This window comes from Bacillus cereus G9842, assembly GCF_000021305.1.
GTDB classification, from domain to species: domain Bacteria; phylum Bacillota; class Bacilli; order Bacillales; family Bacillaceae_G; genus Bacillus_A; species Bacillus_A thuringiensis_S.
Genome location: NC_011772.1, coordinates 3,772,135 through 3,799,007, shown reverse-complemented (window position 1 = coordinate 3,799,007; position 26,873 = coordinate 3,772,135). Strand labels below are relative to the sequence as shown.

Here is a 26,873-nt window from a genome sequence, read left to right as displayed (position 1 = left end):
TTCATGAGCACTGAGTTGTTAGATGCTTTGCTCGTATTAGAGTCAGAAAAAGGTATTAGTAAAGATATTATTATTGATGCGATTGAAGCAGCATTAATCTCTGCTTATAAACGCAATTTTAACCAAGCACAAAACGTTCGTGTGAGCTTTAACCCAGAAGTGGGAACAATTCAAGTTTTAGCACGTAAGGACGTTGTTGATAATGTGTTTGATCCACGTCTTGAAATCTCTGTAGAAGAGGCAAGACAAATTAATCCAAACTACCAAGATGGCGACGTACTAGAAATTGAAGTAACGCCAAAAGATTTTGGTCGTATTGCAGCGCAAACTGCAAAACAAGTTGTAACACAACGAGTTCGTGAAGCAGAACGTGGTGTTATTTACTCAGAATTTAGTGATCGTGAAGAAGACATTATGGTTGGTATTGTACAACGCCAAGATGCTCGTTTCATCTACGTAAGCTTAGGCAAAGTAGAAGCTTTATTACCTGTAAGTGAGCAAATGCCAAATGAGCAATATAAGCCACATGATCGTATTCGCGTATTTATTACAAAAGTAGAAAAGACAACAAAAGGACCACAAATTTACGTATCACGTACACATCCTGGTCTTTTAAAACGTTTATTCGAAATGGAAGTTCCAGAAATTTATGATGGAACTGTAGAAATTCGCTCTGTAGCGCGCGAAGCAGGAGATCGTTCTAAAATCTCTGTGCATGCAGAAAACATTGATGTTGATCCAGTTGGTTCTTGCGTAGGACCGAAAGGACAACGTGTACAACGTGTTGTAGATGAACTAAAAGGTGAAAAGATTGACATCGTTCGCTGGTCAAATGACCCAGTTGAATATGTTGCAAATGCTTTAAGCCCATCACAAGTTGTTAAAGTACTTGTAGATGAAGATGAAAAAGCAACAACTGTTGTTGTTCCAGACCACCAGCTATCGTTAGCTATCGGTAAGCGTGGACAAAATGCACGTCTTGCAGCTAAATTAACAGGCTGGAAAATTGATATTAAAAGTGAGTCTGATGCGAAACAACTTGGAATTGTTACAGAAGAAGATAGCGTAATCGCATTCGGATTCGATTCAGTTGAAGACGAAATCGAATAGAGGTGATGAGTATGAGCAATCGAAAAGTTCCGTTACGAAAATGTATTGCGACGCAAGAGATGAAATCAAAACGAGAGCTGGTTCGCATTGTTCGTTCCAAAGAGGGCGAAGTGTCTATTGATTTATCTGGAAAAAAATCAGGACGAGGTGCATATTTGTCAAAAGATAAAGAATGCATTATACAAGCCCAAAAGAAAAACATTTTGGAACATCATCTAAAAGCGAAAATCGACAGTTCTCTGTACGAAGAGCTTCTTGAGCTTGTTGAGAAGGAGTCGAAATAAGTGTCCGATTGGAAATCGTTTTTAGGACTAGCAAATCGCGCTCGAAAAATCATTTCGGGTGAAGAACTCGTTTTAAAAGAAGTACGAAGTGGTAAAGCAAAGCTCGTATTGCTTTCTGAAGATGCGTCAGCGAACACTACTAAACGTATCACTGATAAAACGACGTACTACAACGTACCAATGAAAAAAGTCGAAAATCGACAACAATTAGGGCATGCGATTGGGAGAGACGAGCGAGTCGTTGTAGCTGTGTTAGATGAAGGCTTTGCGAAAAAGCTACGTAGCATGCTCGATACAAATTACCGGGGGTGAAGGTATGAGTAAAATTCGAGTACATGAATATGCAAAAAAAAATAATATCTCAAGTAAAGATCTTATGACAAAACTTAAAGAGATGAATATCGAGGTTTCGAATCATATGACAATGTTAGAAGACGAAGTAGTAAATAAATTAGATAATGAATATAACACTGGAGCGGAAAAACCTTCTGTTGCAGATGAGTTTGAAGTAGAAGAGAAAGTTGTTCGCAGTAAAAAGAACAGCAATAAGAAAAAGAAAAAAGGCAAAGGAAATGAAGACAAACGTCAAGATAACTTTGCTGGAAGACAACAAACACAAATAGTAGAAACACCAGATAAAATTACTTTCTCTGGAAGCCTTACAGTAGGTGAACTTGCTAAAAAGTTAAGCAAAGAGCCATCTGAAATTATTAAAAAGCTCTTCATGCTAGGAATTATGGCGACAATTAACCAAGATTTAGATAAAGATACAATTGAGTTAATCGCTACTGATTACGGTATTGAAGTAGAAGAAGAAATAGTGGTAAGTGAAACTGAGTTTGAAACATTCATGGATGAGCAAGATGATGAAGAAAACTTAAAAGAGCGTCCAGCTGTTGTTACGATTATGGGACACGTTGACCATGGTAAAACAACATTACTTGACTCTATTCGTAATTCAAAAGTAACTGCTGGCGAAGCTGGTGGAATTACTCAGCATATTGGTGCATACCAAGTTGAAGTAAATGATAAGAAAATTACATTCTTAGATACGCCTGGTCACGCGGCATTTACAACAATGCGTGCTCGTGGTGCGCAAGTAACTGATATTACAATCCTTGTTGTTGCAGCTGATGACGGTGTTATGCCACAAACAGTTGAAGCGATTAGCCATGCAAAAGCAGCTGGAGTACCAATTATTGTTGCTGTGAATAAAATGGATAAACCAGCGGCGAATCCTGATCGTGTAATGCAAGAATTAACAGAATATGAATTAGTTCCAGAAGCTTGGGGCGGAGACACAATTTTCGTACCAATTTCTGCAATTCAAGGCGAAGGCATTGACAACTTGCTAGAGATGATTCTTCTTGTAAGTGAAGTAGAAGAATATAAAGCAAACCCAAATCGTTATGCAACGGGTACTGTAATTGAAGCACAGCTTGATAAAGGTAAAGGAACTATCGCGACATTATTAGTTCAAAACGGTACGCTTCGAGTTGGAGATCCAATTGTTGTTGGAACTTCATTCGGACGTGTTCGTGCAATGGTAAGTGATATTGGTCGTCGTGTAAAAGTTGCTGGTCCATCAACTCCTGTTGAAATTACAGGTTTAAATGAAGTACCACAGGCTGGAGATCGTTTCATGGCATTCGCTGATGAGAAGAAAGCTCGTCAAATCGGTGAATCACGTGCACAAGAAGCGTTAGTTGCACAACGTGGTGAGAAATCTAAATTAAGCCTTGAAGATTTATTCCAACAAATCCAAGAGAGCGATGTAAAAGAAATCAACTTAATCGTAAAAGCAGACGTACAAGGTTCTGTTGAAGCGATGGCAGCATCACTTCGTAAAATTGATGTTGAAGGCGTAAAAGTTAAAATCATTCACACTGGTGTAGGTGCGATTACAGAATCTGATATTATTTTAGCTTCTGCATCTAATGCAATTGTAATTGGATTTAACGTACGTCCGGATGTGAACGCGAAGCGTACAGCTGAATTAGAGAACGTTGATGTTCGCTTACACCGCATTATCTACAAAGTAATCGAAGAAATTGAATTAGCAATGCAAGGTATGCTTGATCCAGAATTCGAAGAAAAAGTAATCGGTCAAGCGGAAGTTCGTCAAACATTCAAGGTAACAAAAGTTGGAACAATTGCAGGTTGTTACGTAATTGACGGTAAAATTACACGCGATAGTGGCGTTCGTATTATCCGCGATGGTATAGTAATTTTCGAAGGACAACTTGATACGTTAAAACGTTTCAAAGACGACGTAAAAGAAGTTGCACAAAACTATGAGTGTGGTATTACAATTGAGAGATATAATGACCTTAAAGAAGGGGACATCATTGAAGCATACGTTATGGAAGAAGTGAAGCGATGATTGTCGCTTCACTCTCATTCGAGTGTATGATTTACGATGTACATTCTTTAAAAGAGAAACGGGCAATTTTGCAACGAGTGCTAACTCGTGTGAAACAGCGCTATAATGTAGCTGTTTCTGAAGTTGGGCATCAAGATGTATGGCAACGTACAGAAATTGCGATTGTTTCCGTATCCTCAAATCGTGTTATCTGTGAAAAAGAAATGAATCGTGTACTGGAGTACATCGATTCATTTCCTGAAATTGAACGTACGATAACACAATTGGAATGGTATTGAATGAGGTGAAGAGTTATGAAATTACGTGCAAACCGTGTAGGCGAGCAAATGAAAAAAGAATTAGGCGACATCATTAGTCGTAAAATTAAAGACCCACGTATCGGATTTGTTACAGTAACAGATGTACAAGTGAGTGGTGATTTACAAATTGCCAAAGTATATATTTCTGTTTTAGGTGACGAAGAACAGAAAGAAAATACGTTAAAAGGTTTAGCGAAGGCAAAAGGCTTTATTCGTTCAGAAATTGGCCAACGTATTCGTCTTCGTAAAACACCGGAAATTACCTTTGAGTTTGATGAGTCTATCGGATATGGTCATCGAATTGATACACTTTTACATGAAATTAATAAAGACGGTAAACGTGAAGAATAATGGATAGACATTTGTCTATCCATTTTTTCAATGCAAAATAAGTTTTGGATATTTACTACGAAAGAATTATGATGAGGTGAACATATATGGAAGGTGTAGTATTATTACATAAGCCAAAAGGCATGACATCACATGATTGTGTATTTAAATTAAGAAAGGTATTGAGAGAAAAGAGAATTGGTCATACGGGAACATTAGACCCAGATGTAACAGGAGTATTACCAATTTGCGTCGGAAGAGCAACAAAAATTGCACAATTTTTAACAAGTGAAACGAAAACATATGAAGGTGAAGTAACATTAGGATTTTCAACGACAACTGAAGATGCTTCTGGTGAGGTTGTTGAAACGAAAAATATAGATCGTGCTATTACTCGTAAGGAAATAGAAAAAGTTCTTGCTGAATTAACAGGCACGATTGAACAAATGCCACCAATGTTCTCGGCTGTAAAAGTAAACGGGAAAAAATTATACGAATATGCAAGAGCAGGACAAGAGGTGGAACGTCCAGTTCGTACAATTACGATTCATGAGTTCGTATTACTTGATGATCGTGAAGTTTTTGAAGGAGAAAATATTTCATTCCGTTTCCGTGTAACGTGTAGTAAAGGAACATATGTAAGAACGTTAGCGGTAATGATTGGGGAGAAACTTGGTTTCCCATCACATATGTCTCACCTTGTAAGAACGGCATCTGGTGAATTTTTATTAGAAGATTGCATATCATTTGAAGAAATTGAAGAAAACGTGCAAAATGGAACAGTAGAGTCTATCTTCATTTCAATTGATGAAGCATTAAGTAAGTTTCCAAAAATGGTTGTAGATGAAAAGCAAGCAGAGAAAATTAAGAATGGTATGTTCTTAAAGAATGAATTAGAAATAACGGCACCATTTATTACAGTGTTTGATAAAAATGATCGTTGCTTAGCAATTTATGAACATCATCCGAAACATCCTGGCATGTTAAAGCCGATGAAAGTACTTGTGAATAATCAAGAACTAAAGCTATAATGAATTATTGGAAGGATTATTACAGAAAAAGGTGAATTCAAGCGTGAAACTTATTCATTTAACTCATCCACATGAACAAAATAAATTAGAATTACCACCTACTGTAATGGCATTAGGATTTTTTGATGGCATTCATTTAGGACATCAATGTGTAATTCGAACTGCGAAAAAAATAGCGGACGACAGAGGATATAAAAGTGCAGTTATGACATTTCATCCCCACCCATCTGTTGTTTTAGGGAAAAAGGATGCGCATGTGGAGTATATTACACCAATGCGTGATAAAGAAAAAATAGTCGAAAGCTTAGGAATCGATATATTATATGTGATTAAATTTGATGAATCATTTGCAGGGTTATTACCGCAACAATTTGTAGATGATTATATTATTGGTTTAAATGTAAAGCATGTAGTAGCAGGGTTTGATTATTCATATGGACGTTTAGGAAAAGGAAAGATGGAGACTTTACCATTTCATGCAAGAGGGGAGTTTACACAGACTGTGATTGAAAAAGTTGAATTTCAAGAAGAGAAAGTAAGTTCTACAGCATTACGAAAGTTAATTCGAAATGGCGAAATGGAACAAATTCCATCTATTTTAGGTAGAGCCTATACTGTAGCGGGAACAGTTATACACGGCGACAAACGTGGACGCCAAATTGGTTTTCCAACAGCTAATGTAGGTTTAAGTGATGAGTATTTATTGCCACCTGTAGGTGTTTATGCAGTGAGATTAAAAGTTCACGATGAATGGTACGATGGTGTATGTAATATTGGATATAAACCGACTTTTAAAGAAGATGAGCGTCAATTATCAATTGAAGTGCACTTATTTGAATTTAACAAAGATATATACGACCAAAATGTTACAGTAGAGTGGCATATGCGTATAAGAGAAGAGAAGAAATTCAATGGCATTGATGAGTTAGTTGAACAAATCGCAAAAGATAAGAAAACAGCACAAGAATATTTTGCGAGCGAAAAGAATATACTTGCTTTTTCAAATGAAAAGTAGTATTCTATGTTATGTACTTTATGACAACCATTGCTTGGCATTGCGACTCACCGACGCTTGCTAGGTAATTGGGGGTTTAATTAATAGGAGGTGAAATAGGATGGCTTTAACACAAGAGCGTAAAAACGAAATCATTGCACAATTTAGAACTCATGAGACTGATACTGGTTCTCCAGAGGTTCAAATTGCTGTCCTAACGGAGCAAATTAACACTCTAAACGAGCACTTACGTACTCACAAGAAAGATCATCATTCACGTCGTGGTCTATTAAAGATGGTTGGTAAACGTCGTAACTTACTAACTTACCTTCGTAATAGCGATATCACACGTTACCGTGAATTAATCACAAAGCTTGGCTTACGTCGATAGTCAAAGAAGCGGGAATATTCCCGCTTTTTTGTTAGGTAAAAATATATCTTCTACGCTTTATAGCTTACTTAATTTTAGGCAATACTAGAGGTAGAATATTGTGATATACTATCCATTTACATAGAAGAATTGAATACTTTAAATTGAGAGGGGTACTTAAATGAGTCAAGAAAAGCAAGTCTTCTCGATAGATTTAGCTGGTCGCCAGCTAACAGTTGAAACTGGTCAGCTTGCCAAACAAGCGAACGGAGCAGTATTAGTAAGATATGGCGATACAGCGGTTCTATCTACAGCAACTGCATCAAAAGAAGCTAAAAATGTAGATTTTTTCCCACTTACAGTAAACTATGAAGAGCGTTTATATGCAGTCGGAAAAATTCCTGGCGGTTTTATTAAGCGTGAAGGTCGTCCAAGTGAAAAAGCAATTTTGGCAAGTCGTTTAATCGACCGTCCAATTCGTCCGCTATTCGCAGATGGTTTCCGTAACGAAGTGCAAGTTGTCAGCATTGTAATGAGTGTTGATCAAGATTGTTCTTCTGAAATGGCAGCTATGCTTGGTTCTTCATTAGCGTTATCGATTTCAGATATTCCATTTGAAGGTCCAATCGCTGGTGCGACAGTTGGTCGTATTAATGGCGAATTCGTTATTAATCCAACAGTAGAACAGCAAGAACAAAGTGATATCCACTTAGTTGTAGCTGGTACGAAAGATGCGATTAACATGGTTGAAGCAGGAGCAGATCAAGTGCCTGAAGAAACAATGTTAGAAGCAATTATGTTTGGTCATGACGAAATTAAACGTTTAATTGCATTCCAAGAAGAGATTGTACAAGCTGTAGGTAAAGAGAAATCAGAAGTGAAACTTTATGAAGTTGACGCTGATCTTAATCAAGCTGTACGTGAAATGGCTGAGAAGGATATGCATTCTGCAATTCAAGTACATGAGAAACATGCACGTGAAGATGCAATTAACGAAGTGAAAAAGCGTGTAATTGAGCATTACGAAGCTGAAGAAGCTGACGCTGATACATTAGGACAAGTAAATGAGATTTTATATAAAATTGTAAAAGAAGAAGTACGTCGTCTTATTACAGTTGAAAAAATTCGCCCAGATGGCCGTAAAGGTGACGAAATCCGTCCTTTAGCATCAGAGGTTGGTATTTTATCTCGTACACACGGTTCTGGTTTATTCACACGTGGACAAACACAAGCATTAAGTATTTGTACATTAGGTGCATTAGGCGATGTGCAAATTTTAGATGGTCTTGGTGTAGAAGAATCAAAACGCTTTATGCACCATTACAATTTCCCATCATTTAGTGTTGGTGAAACAAGACCGATGCGTGGACCAGGTCGTCGTGAAATTGGTCACGGGGCACTAGGAGAGCGCGCACTTGAGCCTGTAATTCCATCTGAAAAAGATTTCCCATACACAGTACGCCTTGTATCTGAAGTATTAGAATCAAATGGTTCTACTTCACAAGCAAGTATTTGTGGTAGTACTTTAGCAATGATGGATGCGGGTGTTCCACTTAAAGCTCCAGTTGCAGGTATTGCAATGGGTCTGGTTAAATCTGGTGAGCATTACACAATTTTATCTGATATTCAAGGTATGGAAGATCATTTAGGTGATATGGACTTTAAAGTAGCAGGTACAGCACAAGGTGTAACTGCACTGCAAATGGACATTAAAATCGATGGTTTATCACGTGAGATTTTAGAAGAGGCATTACAACAAGCGAAAATTGGTCGTGTGCACATTCTAAATCATATGTTATCTGTTATTGCAGAGCCACGTACTGAATTATCAGCTTACGCTCCAAAGATTATTACAATGACAATTAACCCAGATAAAATCCGTGACGTTATTGGACCAAGCGGTAAACAAATCAATAAAATTATTGAAGAAACTGGTGTTAAAATTGACATCGAGCAAGATGGTACAGTATTCATTTCATCAATAAATCAAGAAATGAACGACAAAGCTAAGAAGATTATCGAAGATATCGTTCGCGAAGTACAAGTAGGTGAGATCTACGAAGGAAAAGTGAAACGTGTTGAGAAATTCGGTGCTTTCGTTGAATTATTCAGCGGTAAAGATGGATTAGTTCATATTTCTGAACTTGCACTTGAGCGTGTAGGTAAAGTAGAAGACGTTGTGAAAATCGGTGATGTAATTACAGTTAAAGTTATCGAGATTGACAAGCAAGGTCGCGTAAATCTATCTAGAAAAGTATTGCTAAAAGAAGAGCAAGAAAAAGAAGCTGCTAAAGAAGAAGACAAACAAGAGCAGCAATAAGTAAAAGCCAGTTAAACTGGCTTTTTTTGTTATGTAAAAAACATGATGTTCATATATTTTTATGTCGGTATAGGTATAGTTTTCATTATAACGCTCAAATTAACAAAGATAAGAAGAAAATGTTTTTATATAGTTAATTTGGGAGGGTTTATATGAAAGTTCGTATATTGGCATACATATGTATATTTTCTTTATATGTCAGTTTAGGCTCTTATTCTGTTTTTGCACAAGATAACTTGCATGAAGAAATTCAAAAGCATGCAAAACAGTATGAGATTGCACCTCAAAATGCGATGATTGATAAAATATGGAAGGCAACACCTGGATATAATGGAAGACAAGTGGATATTGAAGCATCGTATAATAATATGAAGAAGCTAAAGGAATTTGATCAAAAATATCTTGAATTCAAAGAAGTCTCACCGAGTGTTCATTTGGAAGATTTATCACCAGCTCCAATTTATAGAGGGCATCCAAATAAAAAGATGGTAGGATTAACAATAAATGTGGCATGGGGAAATGAGTATTTGCCTCGCATATTAGAAATCTTGAAAAAGTATGATGTGAAGGCCACTTTCTTTTTAGAAGGACGTTGGGTGAAAGAAAATTTGCGGTTTGCAAAAATGATTGTCGATGCAAAACAAGAAGTTGGAAATCACTCATACACACACCCTAATATGAAAACGTTATCCTCAGATGAAATACGAGATCAGTTACAAAAAACAAATCGAATGATAGAAGTAGCAACGAATCAAAAAGTAAGATGGTTTGCCCCGCCGAGTGGAAGCTTTCGAGATGAAGTCGTAAAGATTGCAGATGATTTTCAAATGGGAACGATTATGTGGACTGTAGATACGATTGATTGGCAGCGACCTGAGCCAGATGTACTATTGCAGAGAGTAATGAGAAAAATACATCCAGGTGCTATCATATTAATGCATCCTACTTCGTCTACAGCAGAGGCTTTAGATATAATGATTACAAAATTGAAGGAACAAGGATATAAAGTGGGGAATATAACTGAATTACTGGATGAAAAACGTGTGGATTAAATACATTTGCATGACATTCATCCTTAAACTTGTTATCATTAAATAATAGCGTTTTATTTAGAGAAACTGGCAGTAGGAGGAAAGTTTTTGATTAAAAAATATACTTGTAAAAATGGTGTAAGAATAGTTATGGAGAATATACCAACTGTAAGATCGGTTGCAATTGGTATTTGGATCCATGCGGGATCAAGAAATGAAAATGAAAAAAATAATGGGATTTCTCACTTTTTAGAGCATATGTTCTTTAAAGGGACAGAGACACGTAGTGCACGAGAGATTGCAGAATCATTTGATAGCATTGGTGGTCAAGTGAATGCATTTACTTCAAAAGAATATACTTGTTACTATGCAAAAGTATTAGATGAGCATGCTAAATATGCTTTAGATGTTTTAGCAGATATGTTCTTTAATTCAACATTTGATGAGGAAGAACTGAAAAAAGAGAAGAATGTCGTATGTGAAGAAATTAAAATGTACGAAGATGCGCCAGATGATATTGTGCATGATATGTTAACGAAAGCAACATATGAAACGCATCCACTTGGATATCCTATTTTAGGAACAGAAGAAACGCTTAATACGTTTACAGGTGATACGTTACGTCAATATATAAAAGATCATTACACACCTGAAAATGTAGTTGTATCAGTTGCAGGAAATATTGATGAAGCATTTTTACAAACAGTGGAGCAATATTTCGGTAGTTATGAAGGAACAACAAACCGTGAACAAGTACATAGCCCAATTTTCCATTTTAATAAGGTAGCCCGTAAAAAGGAAACGGAACAAGCTCATTTATGTCTAGGATATAAAGGTTTACAAATGGGACACGAAGATATTTATAACTTAATTGTATTAAATAATGTTTTAGGCGGTAGCATGAGTAGCCGTTTATTCCAAGAAGTACGTGAGCAACGTGGATTAGCTTACTCGGTATTTTCTTACCACTCTTCTTATGAAGATACAGGTATGTTAACACTTTACGGTGGAACAGGTAGCCAACAATTAGATACACTGTATGAAACAATGCAAGAAACATTAGAGACATTGAAAAATACAGGTATTACAGAAAAAGAGCTTATGAATAGTAAAGAGCAATTAAAAGGAAACTTAATGTTAAGTTTAGAAAGTACAAATAGCCGTATGAGCCGTAACGGTAAAAATGAATTGCTTCTTCGTAAACATCGTTCACTTGATGAGATTATTGAAAGTGTAAACACTGTAACAAAAGAAAATGTGGACGGATTAATTCGCAACATGTTTACTGATGAATTCTCTGCGGCACTTATTAGTCCAGATGGAAAACTTCCAAAAGGAATAAAACTATAATCGATTTTTATGATGTATCTGATAATAACCTTCTCTCTTTTTAAATGAGAGAAGGTTATTTTTTTTATACATATAGAATAGGTACTAATTATAGACAATGCAAATGAAAAATTCAGTAGTGGGAGTGGAGTATGTATGCGATTAAGTGAATTAAGTGGTAAAGAGGTTGTAGATATAGAAAAAGCGGAAAAAATGGGAGTCTTAGGTTATATGGATTTAGAGATTAATGAGAAAGACGGACAAATACAAACACTTATAATACCTGTAGGGAAGTGGGGAGGTTTTAAAAAGGAACCACAAGAAGTAAGGGTGGCATGGAGTCAAATAAAGAAAGTCGGACATGATATGCTTCTTTGTGATAGTATAGATCGTTCAAATTCGGAGTGAAGGATGGCCATTTTGGTCATCTTTTTTTGTATCTACATAGAAACCTGATAAATCATATGTGCATTTGGATTTTCAATCACCATAAACTCGTACATTACATATGATGTGGAGGAAAAAGAAAAAGTAGGCACTTTTCTTATAAATGACAGAAAAAGAAGGTGAATTAGGGAATGTTGACTGAGATGCATATTGCTGTCATAGGAGGAGATGCAAGGCAGCTAGAAGTAATTCGTAAGCTAGTTGAATTGGATGCGAAACTTTCTTTGATAGGGTTTGATCAGTTAGATCATGGTTTCACAGGGGCAGCAAAAGAAAGTATACAAAATTTAGATTTCACTTCTGTAGACGCAATTATTTTGCCGGTTGCAGGTACAAATGCCAAAGGAGAAGTAGATACTATTTTTTCAAATGAAAAAGTTTCAATAACGAAAGAACAAATTGAAAATACACCAGAACACTTTACTATATATTCGGGTATTGGTACACCTTACTTGGAAAATCTCGTATCTACTACGAACCGAAAACTTGTTAAATTATTTGATCGTGATGATGTGGCAATATACAATTCTATTCCAACTGTAGAAGGTACATTAATGATGGTAATTCAACATACCGACTATACAATTCATGGGTCCAATGTAATGGTTCTAGGATTTGGTAGAACAGGAATGAGTGTTGCGAGAGCATTTCAATCATTAGGAGCCCATGTCAAAGTTGGAGCAAGACGATCTGAACATATTGCACGTATTACAGAAATGATGTTTTCTCCTTTTCATATGCAAGACATAGAGAAAGAAGTAGGAAATATCGATATTGTAATCAATACAATTCCGCACCTCGTTGTAACAGCGAATGTTATTGCAAAAATGCCAGCTCATACGTTAGTGATTGATTTAGCTTCTAAACCAGGCGGTACTGACTTTAGATATGCGGAAAAAAGAGGAGTCAAAGCGTTGCTAGCACCTGGATTACCAGGTATTGTTGCTCCCAAAACGGCTGGGCAAATTTTAGCAAATGTTCTTTCTCAGTTATTAGCAGCAGATGCAATTGCAAAGGAGGAGGAAAAGAAATGAGTTTGAAGGGGAAACGAATTGGTTTCGGATTTACGGGTTCACATTGTACGTATGAGGAAGTTATGCCGCACTTAGAAAAATTAATTGCTGAAGGGGCAGAAGTACGTCCCGTTGTTTCATACACTGTTCAATCAACAAATACTAGATTTGGAGAAGGAGCAGAGTGGATTAAGAAAATTGAAGAAATAACAGGTTTTAAAGCAATTAATTCAATTGTTGGAGCAGAGCCACTTGGACCTAAAATTCCATTAGACTGCATGGTAATCGCTCCTTTAACAGGAAATTCTATGAGTAAATTTGCAAATGCAATGACAGACTCTCCAGTACTAATGGCAGCAAAAGCGACGTTAAGAAATGGCAAGCCTGTCGTATTGGCGGTTTCGACGAATGATGCATTAGGATTAAATGGGGTAAATCTAATTACACCAACAAGGTGACGACAAAGCATAAACGCTTATATGTCGCCATCTTGAGGGAGCTTAGGGTAAAGCACGAGTTCGAAATCATCGAGCCTTTGCCACTTTTCCTTTTTATAAACAGCCTTTTCTAAAACTGACTTTAGGAGGCTGTTTTTCTTTTTGGGATCATCTGTTTTAAAGTACAGATCAAGAACATGCTCCACTTGAGGTATTGTGTCTTTCTTGACTTTTTCCTTCTTAATTTCGGTTTTAATTTCTTTCTTTAAGTTTTCCATAGTGGAAGTAATTTCAGTTATACGGTCAGAAACTACATTCGAGCGCTCTAAAAACATATCGACAGTATAAACACCACGCTCCAATAAATCATGTAAATTATTTTTTTGTTTTTGGACATCTACTAATTCTTTTTCAAGCTTGCGTAATGCAGCTTTATTCATTTGAATAACTTGTGTTTCTTTTAATTTGTTATCTTGCTTATGTTTTTCAAAATCAGCTTTATAATTGATGTACCATTCTTTTAATGCCTCGAGTAAACGCTTCTCAATTAATTCAGTATAACTTGATTTGTTTTCACAGCCACGGTGTTTACAATCCATCGTTTCTTTTCGATTCTTCGGATAACGTTGGACCATGCTATAACCACATTTACTACATTTAATAATGCCAGCTAGAGGATTTTTAATTCCATTCGTATTGTAAGGAACGTGATATCTTGAGTTTAATTTTTCTTGTACTTGTTCAAATAAACTTTCCGGTATGATTGGCTCATGTTTGCCATCAGCAATAATCCAATCTGATTTATCTTGACGAGCACAACTTCTTTTTACGGCATCAGGCTGTTTTACTTCTTTTCTCTTTTGCCAAGTCACTTTTCCGATGTACACATTGTTTTTTAATATATCCAAGATGCTGTAGGGGTTCCATTCATTCCCTAACTTACTTTTGTAACCAAGATCATTTAACTTGCTTCGGATTGCGTTAGCGCCCATATCCTCATTTGCATACCAATCAAATATCATCCTTACAACAGAAGCTTCTTCTGAATTAATCGTTAAAGTACGCTCTCGCTTATTTAAACGATGTATATCATATCCGAATGGTGCATGTGTACCAAGGTAATTCCCAGCCTCTACACTAGCGACACGACCTCGTTGCATACGTCGTGTAATAATCTTTAACTCCTTACGAGCCATAAACGCTTCAAATTCGCTATATTCTTCATCCCACTCATCATTAAGGTCATAAGTCTTCCTAGGTGTCATAATCTTCGTATTCGAGCGTTTAAACGTCTCTAAAATGATTCCTTGCTCTTTCATACCACCACGACCTAAACGGTCCATATCCATACAAAGAACAACATCATATTTATTATCTTCAATCTCTTCAAGCAGCGCTAACATCTCAGGGCGTTTCACTAAGCTCTCACCAGAAACGATTTCCTCACGAACAGATAAAACATTTAAGTTCATTTCCTTGGCAATTTTCAGCAGGGTAGTTCGATGTTTTGCTAAAGTTTCGCCTTCGCCGCGTGCTTCAGCTTCGAGGTCGGCACGGGACTTACGTAGGTAGATTGCAGTTTTCATAGTAGTACCTCCTTATTATTAGATATTATATGGGAAGAGAGTAAAGAGCAGAAGAAAATACCCTTCCAAAGCATTCTAGGAAGGGGGATTTATTTCAACTTTAGTGTACTTGTAGCATTTTTCACTATCTTTTTTAAATATATATACAGTATCTTGAGTATGTACATCGTTCTCTTCTACAAGAATCCATTCGTTCTCGCTTTTAGTATATAAATGTACCAATTTCAGTTCTTTTATATCGTTATATGTAAGGATTTCCATTAAATAGTTATATTTTTTAATCCCACCTTGATTGATAAGGTGTAAATATAAAATTGCAATTAAAAATATAATTTCTATAAAAGGAGACAAGAAAAAGCTAGTTGCTTGTTCTTGGGTTAATGTAAGTGCAAATAAATCTTTTTTTAGGGTTAAATAGTTTAAAGCTTGAAGGTATATACATGCCATGAAAAAATAACAGTATAAGATAAAGCCAGTTTTTTTTGTGCAAAATGTAAGTAATTTTAATAAGCGATCCCAATTTTGGGGTATTTTAGTTTTAATTAGAGTTAGTACTATATAGAAAATAATTATAAATAAGGCCAGGATAAAAGATATTTGGATAAATTGAAAAAATATCTTAGAGGTAAGAAACCCTAGGCTACTTATACTATAAGAAAATGCGAATGATAAAAATTGGAAAATTATATAGAGAAACAGGGAGTTTACTAATAGTTTTGTTGTTCTTACCAATAAGCGAGTTCGCTTTGTTTCAAAAATTAGATCAAAGTTACTTTTATTTGTATAGGTAATAATGATACCAATTATTGGAGCAATAGTAGCTAAAAAAGTCCAAATTTCTTTAGTAAAAAAAGAAAGTAGGGTGTTTATTTGTTCCATTGTGATTCTCCTTTGATTTAAAGTAATGCTAATAGAATTTAGCGTACTTCCTTAACAAGAATGTTATTTTATTGAACTGTAACAAATTTCTTAAAGAATGCGCTACGTTTTGTTTTATCATACACGTATGGATCGTTAAATTTTTTGATCCAAGATTTATCTTCAACTTTTAAATCTTCAATCTTAAATCCAAGATATGTATTCAAAGAACCTCTATCCAAGTTAGTAATATATGTTTTCCCATCGAACGGCAGAGTCATTTTTACTGTATTTAAATCTGGAAATTGTCTTAGTAATCTAGCAGGTTCGCTTACAAACATTTTCTCAATGGCATCCCCTGTTGAAAAATATTGTTTATATTGTTCTTCAGTAACGTTGCTATCTGGTTTTGCTGATTTATAAGATGCAAATGAATCATGGAATGTAATTTCAATATCTTTATTATTAAGTTTCATATCCTTAATAAAATTACCACCTCTAATGTTTTGGGCATAGGAAGTAAATTCTTTTTGTTTTTCTTCAGCTTTTTTTTGTTCCTCAGCTAATTTCTTCTCTTCAGCTTTTTGTTTCTCCTCAGCCTCTTTTTGTTCTTTAGCTTTTTGTTTCTCTTCGGCTTTTAGCTTTTCTTCAGCTTCTTTTTGCTCTTTAGCTTTTTGTTTCTCTTCGGCTTTTAGCTTTTCTTCAGCCTCTTTTTGTTCTTTAGCTTTTTGTTTCTCTTCGGCTTTTAGCTTTTCTTCAGCTTCTTTTTGCTCTTTAGCTTTTTGTTTCTCTTCGGTTTTTAGCTTTTCTTCAGCTTCTTTTTGCTCTTTAGCTTTTTGTTTCTCTTCGGCTTTTTGTTTTTCTTCAGTTTCTTTTTGCTCTTTATCCTTTTGCTTTTCTTCGGCTTTTAGCTTTTCTTCAGCTTTTTGTTTAGCGAGAATTTCTTGTTTTTCTTGTGGTGTCATGTTCATGTTAACTACAATTAATGAAATAATAGATAAAATAAAAGCTATACCTGTAAACTTAAAATATTTCTTAGTGTTTTGTTTCTTTTTTAAACGAAATACCACTGATGTAATTAATAAAATAAACGTGGCTAGCATTGCTATTGCAAATAGAAATGAGAAAAATATTTTCATTTATTTAGCTCCTAACTTATAAAGTTGTATTTAAAATTCATATTAATAGCTTTTTAAACGAGCAAAACTTTCTGGAATTCCATAGATTTCAGCTATTTCTTGAATTGATAGATTTGTATCTTGATATTCAGAAATCATTTCATCAGGTAATAAGAGTTCAACTGCAAATGTATTTGCTTCGATCTCTAATCGATCTACAGAAAAAAAGGTTTTATTTCGTAAAAATGGAGTATTAGCTTTTGGGTGTAATAGGGCATGTCCTAGTTCATGGGCACACACAAAGCGTTGTGTAGTTTCGTCAATCCTATTATTAATATGAATGAATTTAAAGCGTTTATAAGTGTTGTAAAAACCAAGAGTATTCCCAAGGTCTTCAAACAACACTATAATATCTTTTCGTTTAGCAATTTCAAAGGGGTTTGTTGTGCCGTGTTTTTTTACGATTTTCATTACGTATTCTTTAATTTTCATTTCTCGCTCCGTTCAATCTTTTTTATACTTGTTTGGAGTGAATTTTTGTCTTGCTAATTGTTTTGCCATGCGCATAGAGTTTTCTAGAGAAATGCGAATCATTTCTTTTGTATGTTCGTCTATCGGTTCTCCATCAAACATTAAAGCATCTTCGCTATTTTCTAAGTCTTTTAAAGTCTTTTCTAAGTCACGAGCGATATCACGAGTATCTTTTTTGTTTAAATCAGGAAGTGTATTAGACACTCTTGATTCATCTTCTCTTCCTAATAGATAATCTGTTGTTACTCCTAAAACATTCGCTAAATCTTTTAGCATTTCGTTTGAGGGAGTGCTATGACCATTCTCATAGTTACTAATGGTGCCTTTAGTGGTATTTACTTTATCGGCTAATCCTTGCTGAGTGAGCTTACGCGTTTTACGCATCTCTTTTAATCGTTGTCTCAACATTTTTAGCACCTCCCGTTAATAAAAAGTACAAAGATATTGTACCTTATAAAGATGGATTGTAAAACTTTATACAAGATAATTGTACAAATGTATTGACGTACAAGAATCTTATACATATAATTAAAGTACAAAATACTTATACAAGGAGCGAGACAGTGAACAAAAATATTAAATTAATTAGAGCTAGGAAAAAAAGTAAGTTAACGCAACAAGATCTTGCAAAAAAAATGCGAGTTACAAAATCTACAATAAGTAATTGGGAAAATGGTTATAGTAATCCAAATCTTGAAAAGGCTATTAGATTAGCCACTATTCTTGGTAGTGATGTAAAGGATTTAATTTGATGTACAATAGTACAAAAATCTTATACTTATTAGATGGAAAGTAGGTGAGAAAATGCCATCAACTAACATGGCAGTACCAACAGAACCGTCGCATAAACATATAAAAAGCACTTCAAGAGGTGACACCATGAGCCAACAAGAAGAATATGCGGCGACTTATGAATTTGGAAAAACGAAAGTCCATGTTGTGGCTCCTGAGCCAAAATCACAAAAGGATATCGATAAAATCCGTCAAGCATATTACAAGGCTGGTTGGGCCATCATCAAAGAGATACAAGTAAAAGAAAACGTTGAGGAATAGTTCCTCTCTTTTTATACGAAAAGTAGACAAGTTACATATGTATTAAGTTCATTGTAACCATTTGAAAACTAAATATGGAGGCGAACAGATATGGGAACAAGCATATACTGCAATTCAGCAATAGGGGAATTATTACAAAATGCTAGAGAATGTTGCGACAATGTTCAGCTGAAAACAAAGAAAGGGTTATCTAAGTACCTTGGTATTACACATGAACGATTAACTCGTATTGAATCTGGACTTTCTAAACCAGAATTTGAACTTGCGATGGATTGGTGCCATGCAACAGGAGCAAAGTTAAATCAACAAGCGATTAAACATATTTATGGTGTTGGGTTACCGCCTACAGATCCACGCTTAACTCAAGATTTAAATCTACAATTGATGAACTACATTAAACAAGCTGAAGAGGGAATTGCGGCAGCAAAGGAAATCATGAACTTACAAGTTACAACAAGATCATGGAAGCATGATGAAAAAAAGAAACATGAATACGCAGTTCATGCAAAAGAAATCTTCGATACAATCCAAGCTACTCAATGTGTAGTACAAGCTCTTGAGCAAGTTCATTTTGGCATCATGGAACAAATACAAAGAAGTTGGTTGCAAAAGGCTATGGCGGAGAACGTTATTATTCAATCGGTGGATAGCTTAATGAATTTAACAAAGGTGCTTTAAGGGAGGAAGGAACATGACAGTAGATTACAAGAAACCGAGTCTAAGAGAATATAAGGAATTAATTCGTTATGATGCAAAACTAACTGGTGAAATTAAAATAGCAGAATTACTTAATGAGGATGTAAAAACAGTTGAATTAAAGCAAGAGAAGAAATTGTTGGGGATTCGAATCAAAATTATAGAAGCATCATTTATTTTGAAGCATAAATGGGTAAATAAAAAAGCTACCGCCTAGACAACAGTAGCTCTGAAAAATATCGTAAAGCAATTATAACATTATATAAATCATTTAGACAAGCCACTGTGCTTGTCGTTATGACCAGAAAGAGGATTGTTCCTCCCATGCCCCTACAATGTTCCTTTCTGGTTGTAACGATGCGTACAGCATCAGTCAAAACTGTATGAGGGAGGAAAGTGAAGATGAAAAGGGTTCAATTAACAGACGGACAACCAACAAGTGTTAGGAGAGAAGATCTCAAATCAGGAGCGGTCGAGTTAGTGAAGATAATTAAGACGGCATGTTTGAATAGTAGTTTGAGTTATGTGGAAGTAAATAAAGCTCTTCATGTGGTAGATGAAGAGCTTTATAAAAGAGTTATTAATAGTTCTTGTGAAAAATCATTAAATTAAACTGAGGTTATCTTCTTCTAACTCTTTTTTGTACTTGTCGTATTGCTCTTGGTTAGCACCTACAACATAAGTAGTGTTGTAGTATGCTTGCTCGTTATAGATGTCGATTAGCTTTGTACCAACATGCAATAGCGTCCAACCTTGTTCTAAATAATCATTGGCACGTGAGTTAGCTATGTCGTCATCAAATTCTAAAGTAAATACAATGTCTTTCATATGTAACACCTCCCTCTATGGGAGATTATACCAAAATAATAGGTTTTTAGATATTTTTAGTAATTAGACAAGCGTTGTGCTTGTCGTTATGACCAGAAAGGGATTATTCCTCCCATACCTCTACAATGTTCCTTTCTGGTTGTAACGATGCGTACAGCATCAAATTAATTAGAAAGGAGATGTAATTCATGAACGATAAAAACAATCGTCTTCATGATCTAGTTCTTCCAGGGGATTTTTCATTTGCGAATAAACTTCGTAACTGTATGAGTGAATGTATTCATAACATGTTTAATGCAGAATCAACCGAAGAATCAAATCACTGGGAAGAAGAGCTGGAGCGATGTATAAGGGAATTTAAAATGCTTCGTGATACAAAAGAGGAACATGAGGCGTCGATGAGTTATCGCGTAGTGATTAAAGATTTAAGAGCAAGAGGAGTTAACGCTTCACTGGTAACACGTAGAAAATAAAAAGATCTATCACTTGGCAGAGTGATAGACAAACGGTCTTGCAAAAGATCTTAGGATTAATTATATCAAATTAGCATTCGTATAACAACGGAGTGTGCTACATGCTTTTAGACAAATCGTTACATAGAGTGTTGCTGAACCCTAAAGTGTTTAAACAAGCAACATCAGAGCAACACCTAATTTACTTAGTAAAACAATATCTCAAAATAGGATACAAGAATTATCGCTTATTACGTGTAGAGGACGGATTCGCGATATGTAAACGGGAGGATGAATAATATGGCAGTTTATAGACCAGTACATGTTTCATTTTGGCAGGATTCATTTGTTTTAGATCTTACACCGGAGGAGAAGTATTTCTACTTATATTTGATGACAAACAGTAAGACGTCTCAATCAGGAATCTATGAGCTTCCACTTCGTATCATTGAAACTGATACGGGATATAACCGCGAAACTGTTATGAAGCTATTAGAACGTTTTGCTGAGTACGGAAAAATTAATTACAACCAAAAAACAAAAGAGCTGTTTTTAATCAACTGGTTAAAATTCAATCCAATTAAAAATGTAAACATTGAAAAGTGTGTCTTAAAAGAGATTCAATCTGTGAAGGACCAGGATTTTTTAGTTGATTTCTATGAAACTTGTTTGCAATTAGAAAAAGAGCAAGATTTTAAAATCCCACGTATTAAGGAGTATTTATCAGTCCGTTTGGAGGGGCTTATAAGGGGCTTCCAAGACCCTAGCAAGGAAGAAGAAAAAGAAAAAGAAGAAGAAAAAGAACAACAACAAGAAGAACGCGCAGGCGCGGAAGAAGTTGTTGAGGTTAATCCAATTTCTTTTTACGAGCAAAACTTCGGATTCATTACACCTTTTATCGCAGATGGTATTTATGCTTGGATAGATGATTTAAATGCAGAGCTAGTTATTAAGGCTATGGAGATTGCTTTAGAGAAGAATACGAGAAATATGTCTTACGTAAATACGATTTTAAGAGATTGGCATCTTAAAGGCTTTAAAACAGTAACTGATGTTGAGGCAGCTGATAAAGCATTTCGTGCTCAGAGATTAACAAAAGCGCAGCAACAGACACAAGCACCTTATCAACAAAAAGGTTTATCGGAATCTACTAAAAACGTAATACAGCAGCAACAAGCATGGGAGCAGAACATTCCAACAGAAGAAGAACTTGCAGTACTTAACCAACAGAATGCGTGGTTGGCCCAATGAGCAACGATATGATTCGTAACGTAGAAGCTGAACAAAGTGTTTTAGGTAGCATTATTCAAGAAGGCGATTTAATTAAAGATTGTCAGCTAAAGGTAAAACAATTTTCTTTACCAACGCACCAAGTGATTTTTAAGGCGATGAGAGAATTAGAGGATGCTGAGGTTCCGATAGATCTTGTTGCTCTCATTGGTAAATTCGATGAAAGCTTTATGCATCAAATTGGCGGAATCGAATTCTTTGTAAACCTGACGGAAGTTGTTACGACTACTAAAAATTTCTCGTATCACGAAGGCTTAGTTATCGAAGCTTGGAAAATGCGACATGCTCAAGAGGTTGCTGGTAACTTATATAACCGTCTTCAGCAAGATAGGGATATGAGTGCTATTAGTATATCAATTGATGAATTAAGCGCCATTGAAGAAACAGGTTACTCAGATGAATTTAACTTGAAAGATACGCTTGTTGATTTGTATAAGAACATGCAAATTGATGTAGGAGATTTAACCGGTATACCAACTGGTTATGACGACCTGAACAGAATGACAGCAGGGTTACAAGAAGGTGATTTAATTATTGTTGGGGCCCGACCCTCAATGGGGAAAACAGCATTCGTATTAAACGTTGCTTTTCATGCAGCAAGCGCTCATACAGCAACAGGAATCTTCTCGCTCGAGATGGGGGAGGAACAGCTACTTAAGAGGATGATTTCAAGTACTGGAAATATTGACGCTACGAAATTAAAGAATCCTAAGAAGCTATGTAATTTAAAGGATTGGGAAAAGATTAGTCAAGCGATGGGGTTGATTAATGATTTGCCATTAGAAATCTATGATAAAGCAAATGTAACGATGCAAGAGATTTATGCAAAGGCTAGGAAATTAAAGCGTAAGTACCCTGATAAAAAGGTTTTAATTGCAATTGATTATTTGCAGCTTATTGTAGGAGATCTAAAGCATAGAGGGAACCGCATGCAAGAAATCGGTGAGATTAGTCGTAAGTTAAAACTGATGGCAAGAGAATTAAATGTATGTGTAGTCGCATTATCACAGTTAAGCCGCGCTGTTGAAAGCAGGCAAGATAAGAGGCCATTGTTATCAGATTTACGTGAGAATGGTCAAATTGAGCAAGATGCGGATTTAATAGCATTCTTATACCGTGAAGATTACTATGACCGCGAGACAGAAAATAAAAACATAACGGAAATTATTTTAGCGAAACAGAGGAACGGTCCAGTTGGTGTTGTTGAACTAGCCTTTATTAAAGAATTTAGTAAGTTTGTAAATTTAGAGAGAAAGTTCATCCATCAACAGGAGGCCTAATTATGTTGTTACGTCAGGAAGTAGAACGTAGAAAACTAATAATCATTCGTAAATTATTGGGATTAGGATTAGCTGAAATTAACGGACAAACATTAGATCAACTAACGTTAACGCAGCTTGAAGGAATTTTAATTGCGAGCTTGCAGGTATTGGAGGGGAAAAACAATGCCAAAGCAATTAACAATTTTTGACGTGGAACCAGTTGTATCTTTTGATCCTAAGAAAGCTCATATTCACCGTTTGAATTCAAAATTACGGTATGCAGATGTGGTTGTGCAAATACCACGTCAAGCCAAAGCGATTGATGAATTAAAACCAACGACAGCGCCAGATGAACGTTATGAGTTGTTTGAAGATTACACAATTGGAATTTGGCGTTATAAACGAGCGGAGGATAAACAATTTGTATGGGAAGAGGCAGAAAAAATATGTAAGCAAGCAAGGGATGAAAAAAAGCCGATTCCAATACGGCTTCATCTATCACTTGAACAAGCATTTGTTCCAGAAAATGTTGTGCAATATCTATAGACAAATAAAAAAAGCTGAGATCACTCTCAACTTACTTCGACAAAGTAATTATAACATATGGGAGTGATCTTGGTGGGAATTAGAAAAGAAAATCTTATTAAAATGACAGCTGAAATAGATTTGAAAATAAATGGAATATATATCGTTAAAAATGGTCAGGTCCAACTAATAGAACCGCCTCAAAGTGGATTTGGTGAACAATCATTTGTATATCAAAGTGGAAAAGTAATTCGTATGGAAGAACGAAAAACACAGTTATTATAATCAAATTTGAATTTTATTAAAAAGAAGGAACGGAGGAATATGTAAAAGACTTTGAAAGATCCATAAAAAAAGAATTCAGTAAAACTCTGAATTCTTCTACATGTATTTTTATTTTTTAATCCATTTAGAAATAATAGGATAATGAAAGTCTTTTTCTTGTAGCACATATAAAATTCCTTTTATAGGTCCAAAAATTAACAAAAGAAGCAGTATTAGATATAAAGGAGCTATTCCGAAAATAATCAAAGCGTTGTTTGAAGCTAAGTCTAAATTAGATAAAGATAACATTAAGATTCTTATTACGAATAGATTCCAAATCATTGTAATTATCCAAATGAATAGCTGGAAAAAAACAGCTTCAAGAATATTTTTTCGAATGTCCTGTGATTTGCATAAGAAATAAAAAATCAGTGGTATATAAAAAATTGTGACACTAAAGAAAAGAAGAATAAAAAAAGATAATACGGTAAGAAAATGCATAATTAATTTTATGTTCTTTTCTTGAGTTAGGATCATTAGGGTCCTCCTATATGTATGAGATTTGTTGTGCTTATTAATATATATGCTGTAGATAATTATAACATAAAAATTAATTGTAACAGAATACTGCATCGAAAAGAACACGTATTAAATTAAACAAGAAGCCCTAGAGTTAGGGCTCTAGAGCTTTTTGTTTTGGTATTCTCACATGGTTTTTCAAAAAGAATAGAACATATTAAAGATAACATGTGAATGTTTCATAAATGTATCAAAAAAGTGAACAAAATTGCTATTGCAGAAGAAGCAGAAATGAAGTTTCTAATACGTAAGTACGTGAAAGGTATTATTTCAAGTGGATAAAATGTGCATGGGACACCTAATCATTACTTTATCGGGGGAAAAGAATATGTTATGAATTTGGTTGAATGAAAAAATGACAATTTTACTTTTAGAGTGAAACTGAACAAAATTCTTATTTAATTAAAAAATCGCATACAAAAAATGTACACGATTATATAAAAACTATGTCTTGTCTGTTCTTTGCATTTTATGTTTATTGTATGTAAAACGTGATACATCTAAATAAATTAAAAGAGCACTTTTAAAAGTGCTCTCTGACTAAAAATAAGGTTGAAAAAGAACACCCAAGATATTATATGTATGTTTTTTAGATAGTGTAATTTAAAAATGAAATCTTTATTTAAATAAAAAGAGCGCTAATCAAGAGCGCTCCTTATGCCTCATTATAACGACAGTGACGAACTCACATTATATAGAAAGGCACTATTATTGTATGTCAAAGTCTGAGATTAGTGAATGGATTTAGATAAAATCGTTATTTGAAAAAATACCAGCTTAAATATTGCTTACATATATTTAAGCTGGAACAAAGAAATAAAGTTATTGTTTGTGTTTCTCCTCTTTATCAAGGAAAAATACGACGAATATTGCTAGGAGTATAGGAAACCAAACTTCGTGTGGCATGTTAAAACCTCCTTAGAATATACTCTTACTATATTTTACCATATATAAGAGTTTCAATGTAGGGCAACGAAAAATATGAGTTTATAACAAAAACGCTATTTTGCATAAAAAATCTATTAAAGTGAGGATTAAGTTTATGAGCGATTTATTGTTACTTGGTTTAGAGGAAAATCAAGAAAAGGTTGAAAAAATAGTAGAAAAATTAGAGGAAGCTAGAACAATAGCGAGTGAACTAGCTTCAACTAAAATTTACATTCAAGATAATAGAAAGAAAGATTTAGATAGCTACATTGAAGAATTGAGGGATGATTTTAAAAAAAACTTTCATCACGAGCCTCAAGGATTTTATTTGGTAGCGGAAGGACAGAATGGACGCTGTCAGATATCTTTACCTGAAAAGAAAAAGTTTTTCTAGAAGTAATTATTTTCAAAGTATTATTACCTATATTTACATCATCTTTTTCATTGAAATGAAAAAATAAATGCCCCCTTAAGGAAGTATATGGGGGAATATTTATTACAGGTTTTAACCATGTATCATTCATTGGAAATATTAGCTTATGTTCATTTCCACTAAATGAAACGACACCATTATGTACTTCTTTTCCTGCCTTTGTAGTGATGGAATATTCATCATTGGGCTTACTATAAGAATTAAAGTTTAACTTATTGTTTAAATTGAATTCGATAACGGAAATTGGTAGTGCACTTTCGTTGGTAATAATAACATCTAAAATTACCCTAAAGTCATTGTGCCAATATACATCTGGTGTTTTTAAATCGGTTCTATCAGGTTTAAGAATGAGAGCTACCCAATTATCTCTGAGTTGCCTGCACTTAATGCTAGCTCTATTTCTCCGAAAGTTAGCAAGCGTAATTATAAAAGTTGCTAAGGAGATTAAAAAGGCTGCAATAGGTATTATATTTAATTTCAAAAACTCAATTAGTTGGACTATAGATTCATTATTTATAGCGATCACCTCCTTTCATATCATTATACGATAGAGAGAAGCGTGAAACTATTAACTTGTTAGATGAAATTAGGTAGAAGAGTTATAGGTGTTTACAGGATCTAAGATTGTGATTTGGATTGTAAAACATAAAAAATAAAGAATTTTAAAATAAAAATTTCATTTTGTAGAAAAGGGGAATGGACTGATATGTACGATAAAGAGAAAGTATACGATGAGGAAATTGCACCTTTATTGCAACGAATCTTAGAAATATGTAAACGAGAAGAACTTCCAATGGTGGCGCAGTTTTATTTATCTGAAGAGTCTCCATATAGTGACTCAATTGAACCGTTATATTGTTCGTCAGTAATCGTCCCAGGTGAACGTAATGAAGAAGAAGGAATTCAGCAATTAAAATCAATCTCTAAAATTATGAAATACGGAACGAATGGGCCGCCAGTGGTAATGACAGCAATGATTCGAAAATAAAAGAGCAGCTAGCAAAAGCTAACTGCTCTTATAAGGAAATCGGAGAAAGATAACCATGTGTCTACATTATTGACGGGATATTGAGTTTTATTCACAAAGAATGAC

Annotated in this window: 34 protein-coding genes and 1 pseudogene; 28 read left to right on the top strand and 7 right to left on the bottom strand. The window is 34.8% G+C overall.

All coding sequences use genetic code 11. The features are described from left to right. Positions 1-3 precede the first annotated feature (3 nt). The 15 genes and pseudogenes from nusA to dpaB all read left to right on the top strand — a co-directional run. The gene (nusA, locus tag BCG9842_RS18975) at positions 4-1,110 is read left to right on the top strand and encodes a transcription termination factor NusA (RefSeq protein ID WP_000102598.1); all 1,107 of its coding nucleotides are present in this window, start codon (positions 4-6) and stop codon (positions 1,108-1,110) included. An 11-nt stretch (positions 1,111-1,121) separates the two neighbouring features. Then, positions 1,122-1,394 (top strand): RNase P modulator RnpM, encoded by a 273-nt coding sequence (gene rnpM / locus BCG9842_RS18970; RefSeq protein WP_000071123.1) that lies wholly within the window; start codon positions 1,122-1,124, stop codon positions 1,392-1,394. After that, positions 1,395-1,706 carry a YlxQ family RNA-binding protein gene (locus tag BCG9842_RS18965; protein WP_001286522.1) on the top strand — a complete coding sequence of 104 codons (312 nt, stop codon included), beginning with the start codon at positions 1,395-1,397 and terminating at the stop codon, positions 1,704-1,706. Between the two features lie 4 nt (positions 1,707-1,710). After that, positions 1,711-3,777 (top strand): translation initiation factor IF-2, encoded by a 2,067-nt coding sequence (gene infB, locus BCG9842_RS18960; protein ID WP_000036346.1) that lies wholly within the window; start codon positions 1,711-1,713, stop codon positions 3,775-3,777. Next, positions 3,774-4,055, top strand: coding sequence for a DUF503 domain-containing protein (locus BCG9842_RS18955; protein ID WP_000634349.1), 282 nt, complete (start codon positions 3,774-3,776; stop codon positions 4,053-4,055). Before infB ends, BCG9842_RS18955 begins: the two co-directional genes overlap by 4 nt. Positions 4,056-4,070: 15 nt before the next feature. Continuing rightward, positions 4,071-4,427 (top strand): 30S ribosome-binding factor RbfA, encoded by a 357-nt coding sequence (gene rbfA / locus BCG9842_RS18950; RefSeq protein ID WP_000776437.1) that lies wholly within the window; start codon positions 4,071-4,073, stop codon positions 4,425-4,427. 86 nt (positions 4,428-4,513) lie between these two features. Then, a complete protein-coding gene (gene truB, locus BCG9842_RS18945; protein ID WP_000399364.1) occupies positions 4,514-5,437 on the top strand; it encodes a tRNA pseudouridine(55) synthase TruB in 924 nt (307 codons plus the stop codon). Positions 5,438-5,480: 43 nt separating this feature from the next. Beyond that, positions 5,481-6,452, top strand: a complete 972-nt coding sequence (gene ribF, locus BCG9842_RS18940; RefSeq protein ID WP_000766703.1) for a bifunctional riboflavin kinase/FAD synthetase — start codon at positions 5,481-5,483, stop codon at positions 6,450-6,452. Positions 6,453-6,552: 100 nt separating this feature from the next. Further along, positions 6,553-6,822: a 30S ribosomal protein S15 gene (gene rpsO, locus BCG9842_RS18935; protein WP_001229392.1), complete on the top strand. Its 270-nt coding sequence runs from the start codon at positions 6,553-6,555 to the stop codon at positions 6,820-6,822. A gap of 160 nt (positions 6,823-6,982) precedes the next feature. Next, positions 6,983-9,121: a polyribonucleotide nucleotidyltransferase gene (gene pnp, locus BCG9842_RS18930; protein WP_000076744.1), complete on the top strand. Its 2,139-nt coding sequence runs from the start codon at positions 6,983-6,985 to the stop codon at positions 9,119-9,121. Positions 9,122-9,273: 152 nt separating this feature from the next. Next, on the top strand, positions 9,274-10,173 hold the full coding sequence (locus BCG9842_RS18925) for a polysaccharide deacetylase family protein (protein WP_000868226.1): 900 nt from the start codon (positions 9,274-9,276) through the stop codon (positions 10,171-10,173). Positions 10,174-10,260: 87 nt separating this feature from the next. Further along, positions 10,261-11,502 (top strand): M16 family metallopeptidase, encoded by a 1,242-nt coding sequence (locus BCG9842_RS18920; protein WP_000593001.1) that lies wholly within the window; start codon positions 10,261-10,263, stop codon positions 11,500-11,502. A gap of 135 nt (positions 11,503-11,637) precedes the next feature. Further along, positions 11,638-11,889 carry a YlmC/YmxH family sporulation protein gene (locus tag BCG9842_RS18915; protein ID WP_001239759.1) on the top strand — a complete coding sequence of 84 codons (252 nt, stop codon included), beginning with the start codon at positions 11,638-11,640 and terminating at the stop codon, positions 11,887-11,889. A 170-nt stretch (positions 11,890-12,059) separates the two neighbouring features. Further along, positions 12,060-12,962, top strand: a complete 903-nt coding sequence (dpaA, locus tag BCG9842_RS18910; protein WP_000954735.1) for a dipicolinic acid synthetase subunit A — start codon at positions 12,060-12,062, stop codon at positions 12,960-12,962. Further along, positions 12,959-13,384, top strand: a pseudogene (gene dpaB, locus BCG9842_RS18905) (dipicolinate synthase subunit B); the annotation flags it as partial. The gene dpaA and the pseudogene dpaB, both read left to right, overlap by 4 nt. A 32-nt stretch (positions 13,385-13,416) precedes the next feature. On the opposite strand, the gene BCG9842_RS18900 reads toward dpaB, so the two are convergent. The 5 genes from BCG9842_RS18900 to BCG9842_RS18880 all read right to left on the bottom strand — a co-directional run bounded on the left by BCG9842_RS18900 (position 13,417) and on the right by BCG9842_RS18880 (position 17,879). Then, positions 13,417-14,964, bottom strand: a complete 1,548-nt coding sequence (locus tag BCG9842_RS18900) for a recombinase family protein (protein WP_000844790.1) — start codon at positions 14,962-14,964, stop codon at positions 13,417-13,419. Positions 14,965-15,039: 75 nt separating this feature from the next. Then, positions 15,040-15,843 (bottom strand): hypothetical protein, encoded by an 804-nt coding sequence (locus tag BCG9842_RS18895; RefSeq protein WP_000435192.1) that lies wholly within the window; start codon positions 15,841-15,843, stop codon positions 15,040-15,042. Positions 15,844-15,911: 68 nt separating this feature from the next. Then, positions 15,912-16,961: a hypothetical protein gene (locus BCG9842_RS18890; RefSeq protein ID WP_000688335.1), complete on the bottom strand. Its 1,050-nt coding sequence runs from the start codon at positions 16,959-16,961 to the stop codon at positions 15,912-15,914. 42 nt (positions 16,962-17,003) lie between these two features. Continuing rightward, positions 17,004-17,432 carry an ImmA/IrrE family metallo-endopeptidase gene (locus BCG9842_RS18885; RefSeq protein ID WP_000693586.1) on the bottom strand — a complete coding sequence of 143 codons (429 nt, stop codon included), beginning with the start codon at positions 17,430-17,432 and terminating at the stop codon, positions 17,004-17,006. 12 nt (positions 17,433-17,444) lie between these two features. Continuing rightward, positions 17,445-17,879, bottom strand: coding sequence for a helix-turn-helix domain-containing protein (locus tag BCG9842_RS18880; RefSeq protein WP_000946009.1), 435 nt, complete (start codon positions 17,877-17,879; stop codon positions 17,445-17,447). A gap of 155 nt (positions 17,880-18,034) precedes the next feature. Here BCG9842_RS18880 and BCG9842_RS18875 point away from each other — a divergent pair, with 155 nt between their 5' ends. The 5 genes from BCG9842_RS18875 (at position 18,035) to BCG9842_RS18855 (ending at position 19,832) form a co-directional block, all read left to right on the top strand. Next, a complete protein-coding gene (locus BCG9842_RS18875; RefSeq protein ID WP_001038781.1) occupies positions 18,035-18,223 on the top strand; it encodes a helix-turn-helix transcriptional regulator in 189 nt (62 codons plus the stop codon). Positions 18,224-18,275: 52 nt separating this feature from the next. Then, entirely contained in the window at positions 18,276-18,524 is a 249-nt protein-coding gene (locus BCG9842_RS18870) for a hypothetical protein (RefSeq protein WP_002082295.1), read from the top strand. A gap of 90 nt (positions 18,525-18,614) precedes the next feature. Continuing rightward, a complete protein-coding gene (locus BCG9842_RS18865; RefSeq protein ID WP_000537273.1) occupies positions 18,615-19,202 on the top strand; it encodes a hypothetical protein in 588 nt (195 codons plus the stop codon). Positions 19,203-19,215: 13 nt separating this feature from the next. Further along, positions 19,216-19,437 carry a hypothetical protein gene (locus BCG9842_RS18860; protein ID WP_000215318.1) on the top strand — a complete coding sequence of 74 codons (222 nt, stop codon included), beginning with the start codon at positions 19,216-19,218 and terminating at the stop codon, positions 19,435-19,437. 185 nt (positions 19,438-19,622) lie between these two features. Continuing rightward, positions 19,623-19,832: a hypothetical protein gene (locus tag BCG9842_RS18855; RefSeq protein ID WP_000832648.1), complete on the top strand. Its 210-nt coding sequence runs from the start codon at positions 19,623-19,625 to the stop codon at positions 19,830-19,832. Here BCG9842_RS18855 and BCG9842_RS18850 read toward each other — a convergent pair. Then, the gene (locus tag BCG9842_RS18850) at positions 19,824-20,048 is read right to left on the bottom strand and encodes a hypothetical protein (protein WP_000652091.1); all 225 of its coding nucleotides are present in this window, start codon (positions 20,046-20,048) and stop codon (positions 19,824-19,826) included. The genes BCG9842_RS18855 and BCG9842_RS18850 overlap by 9 nt on opposite strands. A 188-nt stretch (positions 20,049-20,236) precedes the next feature. Between BCG9842_RS18850 and BCG9842_RS18845 the strand changes: the two genes are divergently transcribed. The 6 genes from BCG9842_RS18845 to BCG9842_RS18820 all read left to right on the top strand — a co-directional run bounded on the left by BCG9842_RS18845 (position 20,237) and on the right by BCG9842_RS18820 (position 23,862). Continuing rightward, positions 20,237-20,521, top strand: a complete 285-nt coding sequence (locus BCG9842_RS18845) for a hypothetical protein (RefSeq protein ID WP_000998370.1) — start codon at positions 20,237-20,239, stop codon at positions 20,519-20,521. Between the two features lie 279 nt (positions 20,522-20,800). Then, positions 20,801-21,751: a DnaD domain-containing protein gene (locus BCG9842_RS18840; RefSeq protein WP_000312136.1), complete on the top strand. Its 951-nt coding sequence runs from the start codon at positions 20,801-20,803 to the stop codon at positions 21,749-21,751. Next, a complete protein-coding gene (dnaB, locus tag BCG9842_RS18835; RefSeq protein ID WP_000063904.1) occupies positions 21,748-23,070 on the top strand; it encodes a replicative DNA helicase in 1,323 nt (440 codons plus the stop codon). The genes BCG9842_RS18840 and dnaB overlap by 4 nt, the downstream gene beginning before the upstream one ends. Before the next feature lie 2 nt (positions 23,071-23,072). Beyond that, a complete protein-coding gene (locus tag BCG9842_RS18830) occupies positions 23,073-23,261 on the top strand; it encodes a hypothetical protein (protein WP_000926798.1) in 189 nt (62 codons plus the stop codon). Continuing rightward, entirely contained in the window at positions 23,236-23,598 is a 363-nt protein-coding gene (locus tag BCG9842_RS18825) for a hypothetical protein (RefSeq protein WP_001125996.1), read from the top strand. Before BCG9842_RS18830 ends, BCG9842_RS18825 begins: the two co-directional genes overlap by 26 nt. 72 nt (positions 23,599-23,670) lie before the next feature. Beyond that, a complete protein-coding gene (locus tag BCG9842_RS18820; RefSeq protein WP_000512845.1) occupies positions 23,671-23,862 on the top strand; it encodes a DUF3954 domain-containing protein in 192 nt (63 codons plus the stop codon). Between the two features lie 108 nt (positions 23,863-23,970). Here BCG9842_RS18820 and BCG9842_RS18815 read toward each other — a convergent pair whose 3' ends face one another. Further along, entirely contained in the window at positions 23,971-24,378 is a 408-nt protein-coding gene (locus tag BCG9842_RS18815) for a DUF4870 domain-containing protein (protein ID WP_000604163.1), read from the bottom strand. Positions 24,379-25,462: 1,084 nt separating this feature from the next. Here BCG9842_RS18815 and BCG9842_RS18810 point away from each other — a divergent pair. Together BCG9842_RS18810 and BCG9842_RS18805 are read left to right on the top strand one after the other, a co-directional pair. Next, on the top strand, positions 25,463-25,741 hold the full coding sequence (locus BCG9842_RS18810; RefSeq protein ID WP_001281634.1) for a hypothetical protein: 279 nt from the start codon (positions 25,463-25,465) through the stop codon (positions 25,739-25,741). A gap of 745 nt (positions 25,742-26,486) precedes the next feature. After that, a complete protein-coding gene (locus BCG9842_RS18805; RefSeq protein ID WP_000272127.1) occupies positions 26,487-26,768 on the top strand; it encodes a hypothetical protein in 282 nt (93 codons plus the stop codon). Positions 26,769-26,873 lie beyond the last annotated feature (105 nt).